Here is a 14985-nt window from a genome sequence, read left to right as displayed (position 1 = left end):
CCCGCGAGAAGCGCGACGAAGAGCAGTGGTGCGAAGCGAGAAACCCCCATGAGCCGGAAAGAGTAGCGGGCGCCCTGGAGCCCGGGCGCCCGCTACCGTCTTACGGCGTCAGCAGCGGCAAGAGCGGCTTGCGCACGGCGGTCGCGACACCGTCGGATGCCTCCGCGGCGGCGACGCGTTCGGCAGTCGGCCGGCCGTAACCGGTCGTCCGCTGCACGAGCGGGCGCCCGAGTGGTTCGACCATTTCGCGCATGTCGCTGATCGTCTTGTACGACCCGTTCGACGCGCCGGCCATCCGGCTGATCGTCTCCTCCATCAGCGTGCCGCCGATGTCGTTGACGCCGCCCTGCAGCACCGCGCGGCTGCCTTCCACGCCGAGCTTCACCCAGGAGCTCTGGATGTTGTCGATCATGCCGTGCAGCAGCAGCCGGGACAGCGCGTGCACCGCGCGGTTCTCGCGCACGGTCGCTCCCGCGCGGGCCAGCCCGGCGAGGTAGATCGGCGAGCTCTGGTGGATGAACGGCAGCAGCACGAACTCGCTGAACCCGCGTCGCCCGTGCTTCTCCAGGCCCTCGCGCTGCAGCCGCGCGAGCAGCTTCAGGTGCGCGACCCAGTGCGCCGGGGTGTCGACGTGGCCGTACATCATCGTCGACGTCGTCGGCAGCCCGACCTCGTGCGCGGTCGTCACGACCTTGATCCACTCCGACGTCGGCAGCTTGCCCTTGGTGAGCACCCAGCGGACGTCGTCGTCGAGGATCTCCGCCGCCGTGCCGGGCAGCGAGTCGACGCCGGCTTCCTTGGCCTTGATGAGCCAGTCGCGAAGGGACAGGTTGGTCCGCGAAGCGCCGTTCACGACCTCCATCGGGCTGTAGGAGTGCAGGTGGATCTCCGGCTGCCGGCGCTTGACCTCGGCCGCGAGGTCGAAGTACGCGGTGCCCGGCAGGTCCGGGTGGATGCCGCCCTGCATGCAGATTTCGGTCGCGCCCGCGGCCCACGCCTCGTCGACGCGGTCGCCGACCTGCTCCATCGACAGCGTGTAGGCGTCCGCGTCGGTGCGCCGCTGGGCGAACGCGCAGAACCGGCACCCGGTGTAGCAGACATTGGTGAAGTTGATGTTCCGGTTCACCACGTACGTGACGTCGTCGCCGACCGTTGCCTTCCGCAACCCGTCCGCGATCCGCGCCAGTTCGTCCAACGCGGGCCCGGTCGCGGTCATCAACGTCAGCGCCTGCTCGTCGGACAGCCCGGCGGGGTTGCGCTCGGCGGCGGCCAGCGCTTCCTTGACGTCACCTTGAAGACGTTCCGGGGCAGTTCGGCCGGCGACGTCCTCGCGGAGGGTGTCCCAGTCGCCGTACGCGGCGTTGAAGTCGGAGCGGGTCTCGGTACGGCGGCCTTCGGTGTCGATGGCGGTGTGGAGGTCGGTGCGGCCGACGCTGTCCCAGCCGCCGTCGGGCTCCTGCCACGGGAGGCCGACCGGCATGGCGGCCTCGTTGGCCAGGCCGGTTTCGGGGTCGACCAGTGCCTCAACGTGGGTGATCAGCCGCGGGTCGAGCCACGGCTCGCGCAGGTACTCGGGGTGCGCGGTCAGCCGTTCCCGCAGGACGAAGCCGGCCTCGGCGGTCACCTTCGCGAGGTCGTCGATCTGCGGCCACGGCCGCTCCGGGTTCACGTGATCGGGCGTCAGCGGCGACACCCCGCCGAAGTCGTCGACGCCGGCATCGAGCAGCATCCGGCACTCGGCCAGGTCGACCAGGTTCGGCGGTGCCTGCACCCGGACGCGCGGCCCGAGCACGATCCGCGTGGCGGCGATCGCGGCCAGCCACTCGTCCAGCGGTACGTCGGCGTCGTTGCGCATCGCGGTGTCCGGTTTCACCCGGAACCCCTGGATGATGAGCTCCTGCAGCCCGTTGTACTGCCGCGCGATCTTCCGCAGCGCGAAAATCGACTCCGCCCGTTCCGAAAGCGTTTCGCCGATCCCGATCAGCAGCCCGCTGGTGAACGGCACGTTCGACCGCCCGGCGTCCTCCAGCACCCGCAGCCGGACCGCCGGGTCCTTGTCCGGCGACCCGAAGTGCGGCTGCCCCTTCTCCTCGAACAACCGCCGCGACGTGGTCTCGAGCATCATCCCCATGCTCGGCGCGACCGGCTTCAGCCGCTGCAGGTCCTGCCACGACATCACGCCCGGGTTCAGGTGCGGCAGCAGTCCGGTCTCCTCGAGGACCCGGATCGCCATCGCCCGTACGTAGTCCAGCGTGCTGTCGTACCCGGCCTCCTCCAGCCACGTCCGCGCCGCGTCCCACCGCTGCTCCGGCGCGTCCCCGAGCGTGAACAGCGCCTCCTTGCAGCCCATCGCCGCACCCTGCCGCGCGATCTCCAGCACCTCGTCGGGCGACAGGTACGGCGAGTGCACCCGGCCCGGCGTGGTCGCGAACGTGCAGTAGTGGCAGCGGTCGCGGCACAGCCGGGTCAGCGGGATGAAGACCTTCTTCGAGTACGTGATCACGCCCGGCCGCCCGGCGTCGGCCAGGCCCTGGTCGCGGACCCGGGCCGCGGTCGCCATCAGCGCGGTGAGGGCGTCGCCGCTCGCGCCGAGCAGCACCTCCACCTCCGCCGGGTCGAGGGTCTTGCCGTCGTCCGCGCGCTTCAGGGCGCGCCGCATCGCAGTCGTCAGGGCTGCAGGTTCTGAAGGGGCCACGGAAGTCGAGAATAAGTTGCGGAAAACGGTTGATCCCGCGTTTCCGGGAACCAAAATCAATCCGTACGGACGTCCTGGTAGTTTGCTGTTCGTGCAGGTCAGGCAGGGTACCGACGGGCGCCGCAGACGCGGTGAGCAGCGCCGGAGCGAGTTGCTGGCCGCGACCCTGGCCGTGATAGAACGCGACGGAGTCGCAGGTGTGAGCCATCGTGCGGTGGCCGCCGAGGCCGATGTCTCACTCGCCTCGATCACCTATCACTTCCCGACCCTGGACGCCCTGCTGGTCGCGGCGCTGCAGTCCGCCGCGGAGGACCTCGCCGTCGAGCTGGACGGGCGGGGGACCGAGCTGGGCGCCCGCCCGGCCGATGAGTTGGCCCGACTGATCGAACACAGCGTCGTACGGCGGCGTGGCCGGACGCTGGCGCTGTACGAGCTGTATCTCTACGCGGCGCGGCGGCCCGAGCTGCGGGAGTCGGCACGGGCGTGGCTGGAGCCGCTGACCGAGATCGCGCGGACGTTCACGGCCGATCCGGAGAAGGCGCGCCTGCTGGTCGCAGCGCTCGACGGGCTGCTGATGCAGGCGCTGATCGGTGCGCGCGAGGTGGACCGGCGGGATCTCGCGGCGCTGCTCGAGGTGCTGAGGTAGCGCACGAGCTACCGGCGGCCGGGTGCGCGGGCCAGCGTACGGCGGGGCTCCGGGCGGTTGGCTGGACCAATGCTGAGGTTGTCTGTCGGAGCTCTGCGCACCAGGTGGCAGTTGTTCGCCGGCGCGGTGGTGGCCGTTGCGCTCGGGGTCGGCCTGGTGCAGTCGGACCTGCAGTTGCTCGCGGCCACCGATCACCCGGTACTCCCGGGCGGGTTGTCGGCGTACCAGCGGGCCCAGGTACGTGAGGGCTACGTCGGCGCCGCGACGCTGCTCGGAATGTCGGTCATGCTCGCCGTTTTCCTGAGCGTGTTCATCGTGAGTACGACGTTCGGGTTCGTGACCGTGCAGCGGCGGCGCGAGTTCGGGCTGCTCCGACTGGTTGGGGCGCAGCGCGGCTACCTGTGCGTGATGGTGGTGGTCGAGGCCGGCCCGCTCGGCGCGGCCGGGAGCGTGCTCGGCGGACCGGTCGGGGCGCTGGCGACCTGGGCGCAATCATGGTTGCTGGTCGAGCTCGGGATGCTGCCGTCGTGGTTCGACGCGCCGTGGGACCAGGGCGCGATGTGGGCGGCGATGGTCGTCGGCATCTGTACCGCGTTGGCCGGCGTTCTCGCCGCGGCCTGGCGGGCGTCACGGATCAGGCCGCTCGAAGCCGTCGTCGAGGGGCGATCGGCGCGCCGGGTGATGACCGCGTGGCGCTGGTTCTGGGGGCTGTCGGCCGCGTTCTGCACCGTACTGCTGGTGGTCGCGGCGCAGGCCGCGCGGGATCTCGTTGCCGGATTGATGATCGGGCTGGTCGTGATGATCAGCGGCTCCGTGGCGTTGAGTCAGCTCAGCCCTGTCGTCGTACCGCCGGCCGGCCGGCTTCCCGCGATCGTTGTCCGCGGCAACTTGATTGCCGACCTCGCGCGGGCCGGTGTCCTGCACGCGGTACGGCGGAGTTCGGCGACCGCGGCGCCGTTGATCGTGCTGGTCGGGCTGGTGGCCGGGATGTGGGGCACTTTCGGATCGCTGGCGAAAGCGGTTGGCGTCGAGCAGCAGCGGCTGATCACCGCTGACGTGGTCCTCGATCATCCGATCGGTCCGGGACCGGGGATCCTGGCCGCCTCGGTACAGACCACGGTGCCGGTCGTCGTCACGCGCGGGCGGAAAACGGTTTACTCCGAGGCGGTCGGGATCGATCCGGCTGGGTATCAGGCGACGCACAAGCTGCGGCCGCGGAAGGGATCACTGGACAGGCTGACCGGGAAAACGATTGCGATCGGGCCGGGGATGGCGGTCGAGGGCTACAAGCTCGGGTCGACGCTCAAGGTTGCGCTTGGCAACAAACTGACGACCGTGCGGGTGGTTGCGATCATGCCGGAAACGCTTGACGTCAGCGAGAACTTCTTCGTTCCGCGGGCGTTGCTGCCGGCCGGTGGACGGACCGAGACGCTGGTGAAGCTCGCGCCCGGCGCGACACTGGACGGGCAACCCGACAAGAAATGGGCGGTGGCGCGAGGGGAGGCGCAGCAGCGCAGCAATGCCGATCTCTTCGCCGCGCTGATGGGACTCGCCGGGATCTTCACCGCGGTCGCGGTGGTCAACGCGGTGGTGATGTCGACGGCCGACCGGCGGCAGGAGTTCACGCTGTCGCGGTTGGCCGGGCTGACTCGCGGACAGGTTGTCGCAGTCGCGGTGGTCGAGTCGGCAACCGTTGTCGTGGTCGGCGTACTGCTCGGGTCGCTGGTCGCCGGGGCAGCGCTCGCGGGAATTGCCGCAGGGCCTTTCGGCCTTGCTGCGTTGGCGATTCCGTGGCGGCTGCTCGGGCTGGTCTTCGGCGCCGCGCTGATCGTGGTCGGTGGTACCGCCGCGCTCACCGCTGCGCGCGCGACGTCTCGCCGGCTCGGCACATACTGAGGATGATCTGGTGGTGGAACGGCCGGATCAGGTTGTAGTAGAACCGCCCGGCGGGCCGCAGGAACTTCACCAGCGTGACCACCTGGAACGTCGCGGGCCGCTCGTTGTCGGTGATGATCGCGAGGTACCCGTTCAGGTGGTTGTCCTTCACCTCGAGCAGCAGGTAGTGGTCCTCCTCGCCGCGCATCACGGTGAAGAACGCGTTCTTCTCGCCGGGCGTGAAACTCACGGTTTCCGGCCGCAGCCGGCGCGATTCCGGTACGCCGGTGGTTTCCAGCCGCAGTACCGCGGCCACGGCCATCCGGACGGCGAACAATCCCTTGACCCACAAGGGACTGTGGCTCAATGCGCCCGCGGTGAACTCCCGCAGCGTGACGTCGCCGTGCGCCGTCTTCACGTCGATCTCGTCCATGACCGGCACCAGATCGTCGAGCTCGTGCAGAGTGCTGGGCATCGGCCCTCCTCTTGGTCGATGAGACCTCTCAGTCGATGAGGCGCAGGACGAGGTCGTAGATCTCCCGCACGTCCCGCTTGTCGATCGGCGGCACGACCTGCTCGGCGCCGATCAGAATCAGGTACAGCAGCTGCGCGAACCGATCCGGATCCACATCCACCCGCAGCCCGCGACACAACTTCTTCAGGTACGCCGTCCGCGCCCCGTCCACCCGCTCCTGCGCGGCCCGAACCTCCGGATCCTGCAACGCCCAAGCCCGCACCGCAATCTCCAACGCGCTTGCGTCCGGATCTGCAAGCACAAGCAGCAACAGGTGCTGCAGCTTCGCGTTGGCGCTTGCCGCCTCGCCCTCGATCGTGTCGATCAGCCGGGTCGTGTGCTGCGCCTCGAAGTACTCCAGCAGCGCTCGCTTGAAACCAGCAGCACTTCCGAAGTGGTGGTAGAACGACCCCTTCGTCATCCCGAGTTCGCCGGTCAACCGCTCGATCGTGAGCGCAGGCGCTCCCTCGGTCTCCAACAACTGGAGCCCAACGTTCAGCCACTCGATCCGCAGCACCATGGCCCAGACCATACCATACCGTTTGGTATGGTCAGCCGACGGTCACTGAGGTGATGTTTGTCGTGCCTTCCAGGACGGTTAGTTCGTGGGTGGTGGTGTTGAAGGTGCCGAAGGCGTTGCCGGTGGACCAGAAGACGTTTTCCGTGTCGGGGAGGCGGGGGGCGAAGTGCATCGTGCCGGTGTGGGCGTTGTAGTCGAAGCCGGTGAGTTGGACGACGGCGCCCCAGGACGCCATGGCGCGGGCGTAGTGGTGGCCGCATTCGGCTTCGTCGTACGGGTTGCGGCGTTCGCCGTCGTACCGCTGCCGGATGTCCGCGATCACCTGCAGCCCCTCGTCGACCAGGCCTTCCGAGATCAGGCCGACGGCGAGGATGTGCTCGAAGCCGGTCATCACCTCGGAGAAGTACGGAAACGGGCGTTCCGGGCGGTTTCCGCGCGGGTAGCTGCACATCAGTACGGCGGACTCGTCGGCGCCGAGCACGTAGCTGCGCATGTGGTTGAAGTGCCCGGTGAACCCGGACAACCCGTTGTACCGAACGATGCTGCGCAACGTCGTCGCGACGTGCGACTCGTCGAGCAGTGACCCGAGCTGCGTGATCCGGGCGAGGTGCTGACCGACGAGCTGGTCGACCAGGCACCCGTCGCCCAGCTGCAGCACGGGATGCGTCGGATCCGGCGCCCCGGCCCGCTCGCGCAGACCGGGTGCGATGTCGTCCGCGGACGCCGGCGGCCGGATCTCGTGCCGGTAGTACTCGCCGTTGAACAGCTCCGAATCCATCCACGCGCTGCCGCTCTCGAACAGCTTGCGGCACTGACCCGCGAAATCGGTGTCACCGAGGTACGTCGCCAGCTCCTCGCACGCCCGCAACGCCGCCAGGTACCACGACTGCATCTGCGGGTTCGGGCCGTAGTACTCGACGTCCATCGTGTTGTGCTGGCAGCCCTCCATCACGCCGTCGCGGTCCGCGTCCCACCCGCCGGGGATCCAGCAGAACTCGAGCGCCCGCCGCGCCGCCGGCCACAGCGACCGGAGCATGTCGTCGTCACCACTCAGCCGCCAGTCCCGGTAGAGCTTCACCAGGCACCCGAGCTGGCCGTCCGCGGCCGCCACCTTCCAGTCCCGGGCCTTCGTCGCCAGCGGCAGCCCGACCCGGAAACTCATCAGTCCGTTCTCGTCCGTGGCCTGCGCGAATTCGGTTTCCCGCAGCGACCGAGCGATCTCCCCGAACAGGAACGGCGTCGCCTGCTCGTAGTTCCACACGTGCGTACAACTGCCGAAGCAGCTGCCCTCGTGGTCCGAGCAGCCCTCCCACCCGAAGAAACGCCCGTCCGGCGTACGGAAAACGGTTTGCGTCCGCAGCGTGCTGAGGTTGAACAGCGCCGCTTCCTTGACCTCGTCCGGCAGGTCGGACCCGAGGAAGCTGGCGACAAAGGTGACGGTACGGCGCTCCAGTTCGTCGAGCTGCCCCGCGAACCTGCACAGCGCCGTCCAGGCGTCGTCGTACAGCGTCGTGTAGTGGTTGCCGACGAACTCCGGGTTCTCCCACCCACGCCGGTTCGGGAAGTGCCACGCGAGCAGGAACGTGAACCGCTCGGTCGCCCCGGCGGCGACGGTACGCCGGTCCGCGACCGAGGCAACCGGTGTCTGCGACTCGCTCTCGCGTTCATCGAGCCGGCCGTCGGCAGTGAAGTCGTCCCAGAAATCCAGCAGGCTGTCGCCCCAGGTCCGGTCCGCCCATCCGGTACGGCGGGACACGTCGACCCCGTCGAGTACGCCGAGCGCGACCGAGCCGAACTGCTCCGCCGACGGATCCACCCCGCGACTGCGGAGCAGCACGCCCTGGGTGAGCACCGGCTCGCCTCCCACCGGGCCGGTCCCGCCGTCGGCAGTCTGGTTGTAGTTGCCCGCAGCAACATCCGTCGTACCGTCCCGACCGATGAAGTTCTGCACCGATCCGGCCAGCGAAACCGTCAGCGGCTCGGACGTCCGGTTCGTGACCGCGAACCGCAGTACCGCGACCGGCCATGAGCTCGCCGCCACATCGGTTGGCACGAACGGGTTGAACGCCTCCAGATCGACCTCGACCGGTACGTCGGCGTCCTTCAACGACAACCGCCCGAACGGATAAGCGGTCGCGAACGTCGCCTCCCGGAACCGCGGCAGCCCATGGTTCTGCGCGCCGCTCCCGTGCGCGCCCTCGTACTCGCTGAGATCCAGCGGTCCCTCGACCGCGCGGGCGGTGACGGTCCCGTCCGGCGCCGCCGTACGGATCGCGAAGAACGCCGTACCGGGATGGAAGCCCTTCGCGGGCCGGTTCACGATCTCCCAGTCGCGGAGGTTGCCGCGGCCGCCGAGGCTGACCGTCCCGGTGCCGATGCCGCCGAGCGGCAGAGCGATCCGGCGGAGGTTACGTCCGGTGTAGGTGCGCAGAGTTGGCCACATACGTACCGACCCTAGACGCGAAAACCCGCCGGAGAAATCGTTCTCCGGCGGGTCGGTTAGACCAATCAGGCGTCCGCGACGGTGAGCGCCTCGGCTTCGGTCTCGGAGTGGTTGGCCGGCACCCGCAGGTGCGACAGCGGCTTCCAGCCGGTGGCCAGTACGCCGACCGCGAGCAGCACCGCGAAGGCGCCGACGTAGAACGGCAGCTGGACGTTGAACTGCTCGCCGAGCTTCCCGGCCAGCCACGGGGCGACCGCGCCGCCGGAGAACCGGACGAAGGAGTACGCCGCGGAGGCGGTACCGCGCTCGACCGGCGCCGCTCCCATCACGGCCTCGGTGATCAGCGTGTTGTTGATGCCGAGGAACAGCCCCGCGACGATCACGCCGATCGCGAGCACCGGCTTGTGGTGCGCGTACACGCCCATCACCGCGAGGTCCACGGCGAACAGGAACAGTACGGTCATCGCCACTGGCAGCGTGCCGAACTTGGCCTGCAACCGCGGCGCCACGAACACCGAGGTGAACGCGAGGCACAGACCCCAGCCGAAGAAGATCAACCCGATCTGCCGCGCGGACATCGCCAGCGGGAACGGGGTGAACGCCAGCAGCGTGAAGAACCCGAAGTTGTAGAGCAGTGCGGTGACCGCAACGGTGGCCAGCGAGCGGTGCCGGAGCGCCTTCAGCGGCTCGATCACCGACGTACGGCGGGACTGCGGCGGCGCGGCGGGCAGCAGGAAAGCGGTTGCGGCAAGGGCGATCGTCATCAGTACGGCGACGCCGAAGAACGGACCGCGCCAGGAGATCGTGCCGAGCTCGCCGCCGACCAGCGGGCCGGCCGCGATCCCGACACCGAGGGCGGCCTCGTACAGGATGATCGCCTCGGCGACCGAGCCGGACGCCGAGTTCACGATGGTGGCGAGGGCGGTCGCGATGAACAGCGCGTTCCCGAGGCCCCAGCCGGCCCGGAAGGCGACGATCATGCCGATCGAGTTCGACAGACCGGCCAGCGCGCTGAACACGACGATGATGGCCAGACCGATCAGCAGGGTGCGCTTGGCGCCGATCCGGCTGGAGACCGCGCCGGTGATCAGCATCGCGACCCCGATGACCGCCATGTAGCTGGTGAACAGCAGCGAGACCTGGGACGGGCTCGCGTGCAGCTGCTCGGCGATCGGCTTCAGGATCGGGTCCACCAGGCCGATGCCCATGAACGCGATCACGCAGGCGAACGCGACCGCCCAGACGGATTTGGGCTGCTTCAGGAACGACGAGTTACTCACCGGGGTGTGTCCTCCAACGATTCAAGGGTGAGAAGTTTGTGGATAACGGCGACGGCGGCCTCCAGGGTGGCGAGGTCGGTCGCGGGCAGCTGGCCCAGGTGTCCCGACAACGCCTCACCGGCCTGCCGGCGGGCGCTGCGCAGTTCGGCGAGACCCGCGTCGGTGAGGCTGATCAGGCTGGCGCGGGAGTCGGCCGGGTCCGGCGTACGCAACACCGACCCCTGCTCCTCGAGCCGCTGCACCAGGTTGGACATGGTCGGCTGCGACGTACGGTCCGCCTTCGCCAACTCACTGATCCGCGCCTGCCCCAACTCGTCCAGCCGCCCCAGCACCCGCATCGCGGCATGCGGCAGCGTGTTCACGTTCCGGGTGGCCAGCCGCGACAACCGCGTCGAAGCCACCACCATCTCCTCACCGAGCCGAGTCAGATCAGTCGCAATCACAACTACAAATATACATAGCTTTACTATGTATCTCCACCCCAAGTCCCAGCGACGCGGGTCACAGCTGTCGAGACATCGAAGCGGTGTGCGATCGAGACCGACGAGACTCGACGGGTGCGGAGCTACCATCCTTCTCGGGCAGGAGTGGCTGAGAAGGAGACCGAGGTGTGGCTGGGCCGCCTCGCCCGTTGAAGACCGGGAGGTCCCACGGAGTGAAGTTCGACAAGGCCGACGCGGCTCGGGCGCTGGAGCAGGAGCAGGCGGTGCGCGACCTGGTCACGCAGATTGAGAAAGCGTCGACCGAGCTAGCGGAGATCGCGCCGGAGCTGTTCAGGACAAACGCGGCGTACGGGGTATTCCGCCGTCTGGGCAGGGCAGCCGAAGCTCAGGCGGACTTCCGGGCCGCGGCCATGGCCGGCATGCAGCGATGCAACGAACTGCCGGTCGACGTCTTCAACGGTGCGACCGAGAGTTCCCCGGGATCCAGGCAGACCCATGGGAGTGGCGCGTGGCGGCTCCGCAGCCCACGCTTTGGAACTCGCTGTGAGGCCTACGGGTTCAGTAGTTCGATAGTTGTCCAGCGCCACTGAGCATTGCTCGCTCCTCACATTGGCCGCAGCTCCAGTCCCCACGCTGCCGGACAGCCGGCCAGGACCAAGTCCTCGCCTCACGCCCCGGCCGCTCAGACTGCCCCAGCTGGGACCAAACCCGGTTGCCGCTCGCCCTCGTGCGCGAGTCAGTAGTGGATCCAGCCGCCGTCCACGCAGAGGGTTTGGCCGGTGAGGAAGCTGGAGTCGTCGGAGGCCAGGAAGAGGAAGGTGCCGGTGAGGTCGGCGGCGGTGCCTCGGCGTTGCAGGCATTGGAGGGGGAGGATCTGGGCAGCGACAGCGTCGGCGTCGGGATCGGTCTCGGCCTCGTACTCGGTGCGGATCGCGCCGGGCATCACGGTGTTGACGCGGATCCCCTGCGGTCCCCACTCGCGTGCCAGGGCTCGCGTCATGCCGAGGATCGCGGCCTTGGAGGCTGTGTAGTGCACCGCCCCGGGTTGACCGGTCGCGACCATCACCGAGGTCACGGTGATCAGGCTGCTGTTGCTTGAGGCAACCAGATCCGGATGGGCGGCGCGGGCGAGCAGCCAGGTGCCGCGGGTGTTCACGGCCTGGACGGCGTCGAACTGCTCGACCGACAGGTCCACCGCGGCTCCACGTCCGGTTGCGGCCGCGTTCGCGACCACGATGTCCAACGGCCCGATCGCCGCGCGGGCCGCCGCGACCAGTTCGGCCGGCCCGTCGGCGGTGGCGAGGTCCCCGGGCATCGCGACGGCCTCATGACCACGGGCCTGCAGCTCGCCCGCTCGCGCCTGTGCCAGTGCGGCCATGTCGGCCGTCGGTTGATGAGCCAGCACCACCCGTGCTCCTTCGTCGGCGAATCGTTCGGCCACCGCCGCGCCGATTCCGCGCGAAGCTCCGGTGACCAACGCCGTACGGCCGGCCAGCCTCCCGCTCATCGGCGCACCTGGCCGATGCGTTCCGCCAGTGCTTCCACGGGACAGATCTCCGGAGCGCCGATCGAGGTGTAGCGGGCGAGATCCTTGAGGCCGTGGCCGGTGAGTACGACGGAGACCCGGTCCGCTGCGCCGATCCGGCCGCACGCAGCGTCCGCCGCGACGGCTGCCAGCGGTACGGCGGCAGCAGGCTCCACGAACAACCCTTCCTCGCGCGCGAGCAGGTCCTGCGCGGCCCAGGTCTCCTCGTCCGACACCACGGCTCCCCACCCGCCCGACTCCCGCACTGCCGCCACCGCGGCCTCGCCGTCCGGCGGCGCGGCGAGTTGGAGACCGGAGATCGCGGTGGTGCACTCCGCGACCACAGGGCTGCCGAGCTTGCCGCCCGCGGCGAGGGCGATCGGCGCACAACCCTCCGGCTGGCACGCGACCACGGCCGGCCCGGACCGCGACGCCCCGGGTGAACCGGGTCGCGACGCACCGGCCAGCCCTCGTGCTGTTGCCACGAGCAACCCTCCGCCACCACACGGGACATACACCTGGGTCAGCGCGGATTCCGCCGCGAGGATCTCCGTGCCGATCATGTCCGCGCCCCGCATACCGACGGGGTTGTGCCGGTGCGTTGTGATCGTCAGCAGCAGCTCCGTCGCGGCGGCGATCCGCTCGAGCTCGTCCATCACGGCCGGACCCATCCCGGGCACCTCGAGCATGAGTACGCCGTACGGCCGGATCGAGGCCAGCTTCTCCGCCGGGGCGCCGGACTGCACGCACAGTACGCCGGTCAGCCCGGCGCGCCTGCCGTACGCCGCCATCGCCGCGCCGCCGTTCCCGGACGAGGTCGCGATCCAGCCGCGGAACCCGCGGTCGACGGCGTACCGCATCGAGGCGGCGGCGATCCGGTCCTTGTACGAGCCGGTCGGGTTGAGGTGCTCGCACTTGGCCCACAGACTGCCGAGGCCGAAGCGGCGGGCCAGCCGGTCGAGCGGCACCAGCGGCGTGCCGCCTTCGCCGAGAACGCTGCCAGGGTTCACGAAGGTGCTCCGTTCGAGACGTTGGCGAGGATGAGCACGGTGTCGCCCCGCCGTACCCACGGACTCCGGACGAGCAGCATCACGGCGGACCGGCGGATCGCCCGGAACTCGTGCACCACCCGGGCCTGGTCGTCCAGGAGCTGAGCGACGAGCCCGCCCGGTTCGACCAGGTCGCCGGCCGAACGGGCCACCACCAGGTAGCCGTCCAGCGGTGCGAGTTCGCCGCCGTCGGTGTCGCCGTCGCCCGACACGACGAGGCTGGAACCACCTGGCGGCACCGGCGGAAGCATCTCGAGGTCCGCGAGTACGCGCCGGACTCCCGCGGTGTAGAGGTCGAGGTCCGTGGCCCGGATCTGCCGCCCGCCGCGGCCTTCGACGTACAGCGACGGTACGCCGAGGTCCGCCGCCGCGCTGAGCGACCGGCCCGGGTGAATGACCGGGTGCTGCCAGGTGATCGGCGCCGCGAAGGCCTTCGCGGCGTGCGCGGCGGATGCGGCGAGCGGCCCGGTCGAGGCGTACCCGCACAGCAACGGCATCTCGAAGCCGCTGCCCGCCGAGTGCAGGTCGATCAGCAGGTCGGCGCCGGCGATCAGTTCGCGGGTGAGGTGGTCGGCGATCCGCTCGGCAGCCGATCCGGTGGCCGAGCCCGGGAAGACCCGAGCCAGGTTGGTGCCGTCCTCCGGATCGCAGCGCGTCCCGGCCGCCCAGGCCGCGGGGTTGGCGGGCGCGGCCCAGCGCAACTCACCGCGGAGGCCGGACCGGGCGAAGTCGGCGGCCAGCCGGCGGGCTGCCAGCACACCCTCGTATTCGTCGCCGTGGACGCCGCCGAGCAGCGCGACGACCGGACCGGGTGACCCGGTGGCGATCCGCCGTACCTCCGGCAGCGCCGGCGTGTTCGGGGACATCGGAGCTCGGCTCCCTTCGATCGGTGCGGACAGTGGTTCCGCGCTGTTAGCCTAAGCGACAGTGGTCCACCTGGTGAACCCCAAGTTTCATGGGACGGAAGGCAGTCGGCGATGAAGCGGATAGCGATCAGCGGTCTCGGGTCCATCGGGAGGCAGCATCTGGCAGCCTGTTCGGGCCTGCCGGACGTCCGGGTCGACCTGTTCGACCCCGATCCGGAGCTGCTCGCGAGCGCCCGCAGCCCGCTCGTCGACCGCCGTACGCCGGACTTCGACGACCTGCTCGCCGCCGGACCGGACGCGGTCGTTCTGGCCGGTCCCGATCACACGCACATACCGCAACTGCTGGCGGCCCTCGATGCCGGCGCCACGGTCCTGGTGGAGAAGCCGATCGCCGAGTCCGTCCCGGCGGCCCGGGCGGCGGTGGACCGCATCACCGACCCTGACCGGGTGCTGGTCGGATACGTGCTGCGGCACCGGCCGGTCGTGCAGCGGCTGCGGACGCTGATCGCGGACGGCGCGATCGGCCGGCCGACGGCGGCGCAGGTGCTGCTCGGGGCGTACAACACGATCACGGTCGCGGCCTCCCGGTTCGCCAGGGCCGAGCCGGATCGGCTCTATCGCGACTACTCGCACGAATGGGACTACCTGCGGCAGCTCTTCGGCCCGATCGGCAGCGTCTGCGCTGTCGCCCGTACGACGGAGCACGCGGACCACGTGGAGCACCCGAATCTGGTCGACGCCATGCTCCGCCATGACGACGTCGTGTCGCACTGCCACATCGACTACGTCGACACCGTCGGCGCGCGGACGCTGCAGGTGATGGGTACGGCGGGATCGTTGTTCGCGGATCTCGCGACCGGTGACATCCGGCTGCGCCAGGCCGCCGGGGTGACCGTCGAGTGCCATCCCGCGTCCCCGGCGGAGGGTCTGCTCGCGCAGTTGCGGCACCTGATGGAGGTGGTCGAGCGCCGAACCGCGCCGGTGGCGAGCTTCGCTGACGGTATGGCGGCGCTGGAGGTGGCTGACGCGCTGCGGAGCTCGGCGAGCAGCGGCGGCTGGGAAGACGTACCGACGAACGGGTAGTGGTCCGGGATCCACCCGTCCCGCGAGCGGAGCTGAGAGCGGCCGC

The 14985-nt window shown here is 69.7% G+C and carries 13 protein-coding genes; 4 read left to right on the top strand and 9 right to left on the bottom strand.

From position 1 onward, the window contains the following. Positions 1 to 100: 100 nt before the first annotated feature. Positions 101 to 2659: a bifunctional FO biosynthesis protein CofGH gene (locus VFF46_RS33125; RefSeq protein ID WP_414673118.1), complete on the bottom strand. Its 2559-nt coding sequence runs from the start codon at positions 2657 to 2659 to the stop codon at positions 101 to 103. Between the two features lie 127 nt (positions 2660 to 2786). Between VFF46_RS33125 and VFF46_RS33120 the strand changes: the two genes are divergently transcribed. Together VFF46_RS33120 and VFF46_RS33115 are read left to right on the top strand one after the other, a co-directional pair. Further along, positions 2787 to 3341, top strand: coding sequence for a TetR/AcrR family transcriptional regulator (locus VFF46_RS33120; protein ID WP_325041185.1), 555 nt, complete (start codon positions 2787 to 2789; stop codon positions 3339 to 3341). 69 nt (positions 3342 to 3410) lie between these two features. Then, entirely contained in the window at positions 3411 to 5237 is a 1827-nt protein-coding gene (locus VFF46_RS33115) for an ABC transporter permease (RefSeq protein ID WP_325041184.1), read from the top strand. Here VFF46_RS33115 and VFF46_RS33110 read toward each other — a convergent pair. From VFF46_RS33110 to VFF46_RS33090, 5 genes are all read right to left on the bottom strand, one after another. Beyond that, positions 5194 to 5691: a DUF2867 domain-containing protein gene (locus VFF46_RS33110; RefSeq protein ID WP_325041183.1), complete on the bottom strand. Its 498-nt coding sequence runs from the start codon at positions 5689 to 5691 to the stop codon at positions 5194 to 5196. The two genes, VFF46_RS33115 and VFF46_RS33110, sit on opposite strands and share 44 nt — an antisense overlap. 28 nt (positions 5692 to 5719) lie before the next feature. Next, positions 5720 to 6250 (bottom strand): TetR/AcrR family transcriptional regulator, encoded by a 531-nt coding sequence (locus tag VFF46_RS33105; protein ID WP_325041182.1) that lies wholly within the window; start codon positions 6248 to 6250, stop codon positions 5720 to 5722. Positions 6251 to 6281: 31 nt separating this feature from the next. Next, the gene (locus VFF46_RS33100) at positions 6282 to 8693 is read right to left on the bottom strand and encodes a GH116 family glycosyl-hydrolase (RefSeq protein ID WP_325041181.1); all 2412 of its coding nucleotides are present in this window, start codon (positions 8691 to 8693) and stop codon (positions 6282 to 6284) included. A 65-nt stretch (positions 8694 to 8758) separates the two neighbouring features. Then, a complete protein-coding gene (locus VFF46_RS33095; protein ID WP_325041180.1) occupies positions 8759 to 9973 on the bottom strand; it encodes an MFS transporter in 1215 nt (404 codons plus the stop codon). Further along, a complete protein-coding gene (locus VFF46_RS33090; RefSeq protein ID WP_325041179.1) occupies positions 9970 to 10374 on the bottom strand; it encodes a MarR family winged helix-turn-helix transcriptional regulator in 405 nt (134 codons plus the stop codon). Before VFF46_RS33090 ends, VFF46_RS33095 begins: the two co-directional genes overlap by 4 nt. Positions 10375 to 10628: 254 nt before the next feature. Here VFF46_RS33090 and VFF46_RS33085 point away from each other — a divergent pair, with 254 nt between their 5' ends. After that, complete coding sequence (locus tag VFF46_RS33085) at positions 10629 to 11006, top strand: hypothetical protein (protein WP_325041178.1); 378 nt, start codon at positions 10629 to 10631, stop codon at positions 11004 to 11006. Positions 11007 to 11152: 146 nt separating this feature from the next. Here VFF46_RS33085 and VFF46_RS33080 read toward each other — a convergent pair whose 3' ends face one another. From VFF46_RS33080 to VFF46_RS33070, 3 genes are read right to left on the bottom strand one after another with little or no spacing between them, the layout of a single operon-like run. Next, the gene (locus VFF46_RS33080; protein WP_325041177.1) at positions 11153 to 11923 is read right to left on the bottom strand and encodes an SDR family NAD(P)-dependent oxidoreductase; all 771 of its coding nucleotides are present in this window, start codon (positions 11921 to 11923) and stop codon (positions 11153 to 11155) included. Then, complete coding sequence (locus VFF46_RS33075) at positions 11920 to 12951, bottom strand: pyridoxal-phosphate dependent enzyme (protein ID WP_325041176.1); 1032 nt, start codon at positions 12949 to 12951, stop codon at positions 11920 to 11922. Before VFF46_RS33075 ends, VFF46_RS33080 begins: the two co-directional genes overlap by 4 nt. Continuing rightward, positions 12948 to 13856 (bottom strand): M14 family metallopeptidase, encoded by a 909-nt coding sequence (locus VFF46_RS33070; protein WP_325041175.1) that lies wholly within the window; start codon positions 13854 to 13856, stop codon positions 12948 to 12950. Before VFF46_RS33070 ends, VFF46_RS33075 begins: the two co-directional genes overlap by 4 nt. A gap of 111 nt (positions 13857 to 13967) precedes the next feature. Between VFF46_RS33070 and VFF46_RS33065 the strand changes: the two genes are divergently transcribed. Next, positions 13968 to 14939, top strand: a complete 972-nt coding sequence (locus tag VFF46_RS33065; RefSeq protein ID WP_325041174.1) for a Gfo/Idh/MocA family oxidoreductase — start codon at positions 13968 to 13970, stop codon at positions 14937 to 14939. Positions 14940 to 14985: the final 46 nt, after the last annotated feature.

Origin of the sequence: Kribbella sp. (assembly GCF_035655035.1) — a bacterium.
GTDB lineage: Bacteria > Actinomycetota > Actinomycetes > Propionibacteriales > Kribbellaceae > Kribbella.
Note: the sequence above shows the minus strand (reverse complement) of the source record. Positions and strands in the feature narration are given on the sequence as shown.

Bases quoted from the DNA above. Each gene is read 5' to 3' on its own strand.
- VFF46_RS33125 (WP_414673118.1), bottom strand. From the start codon at position 2,659: ATGCGGCGCGCCCTGAAGCGCGCGGACGACGGCAAGACCCTCGACCCG.
- VFF46_RS33115 (WP_325041184.1), top strand. From the start codon at position 3,411: ATGCTGAGGTTGTCTGTCGGAGCTCTGCGCACCAGGTGGCAGTTGTTC.
- VFF46_RS33110 (WP_325041183.1), bottom strand. From the start codon at position 5,691: ATGCCCAGCACTCTGCACGAGCTCGACGATCTGGTGCCGGTCATGGAC.
- VFF46_RS33105 (WP_325041182.1), bottom strand. From the start codon at position 6,250: ATGGTGCTGCGGATCGAGTGGCTGAACGTTGGGCTCCAGTTGTTGGAG.
- VFF46_RS33100 (WP_325041181.1), bottom strand. From the start codon at position 8,693: ATGTGGCCAACTCTGCGCACCTACACCGGACGTAACCTCCGCCGGATC.
- VFF46_RS33080 (WP_325041177.1), bottom strand. From the start codon at position 11,923: ATGAGCGGGAGGCTGGCCGGCCGTACGGCGTTGGTCACCGGAGCTTCG.
- VFF46_RS33070 (WP_325041175.1), bottom strand. From the start codon at position 13,856: ATGTCCCCGAACACGCCGGCGCTGCCGGAGGTACGGCGGATCGCCACC.
- VFF46_RS33065 (WP_325041174.1), top strand. From the start codon at position 13,968: ATGAAGCGGATAGCGATCAGCGGTCTCGGGTCCATCGGGAGGCAGCAT.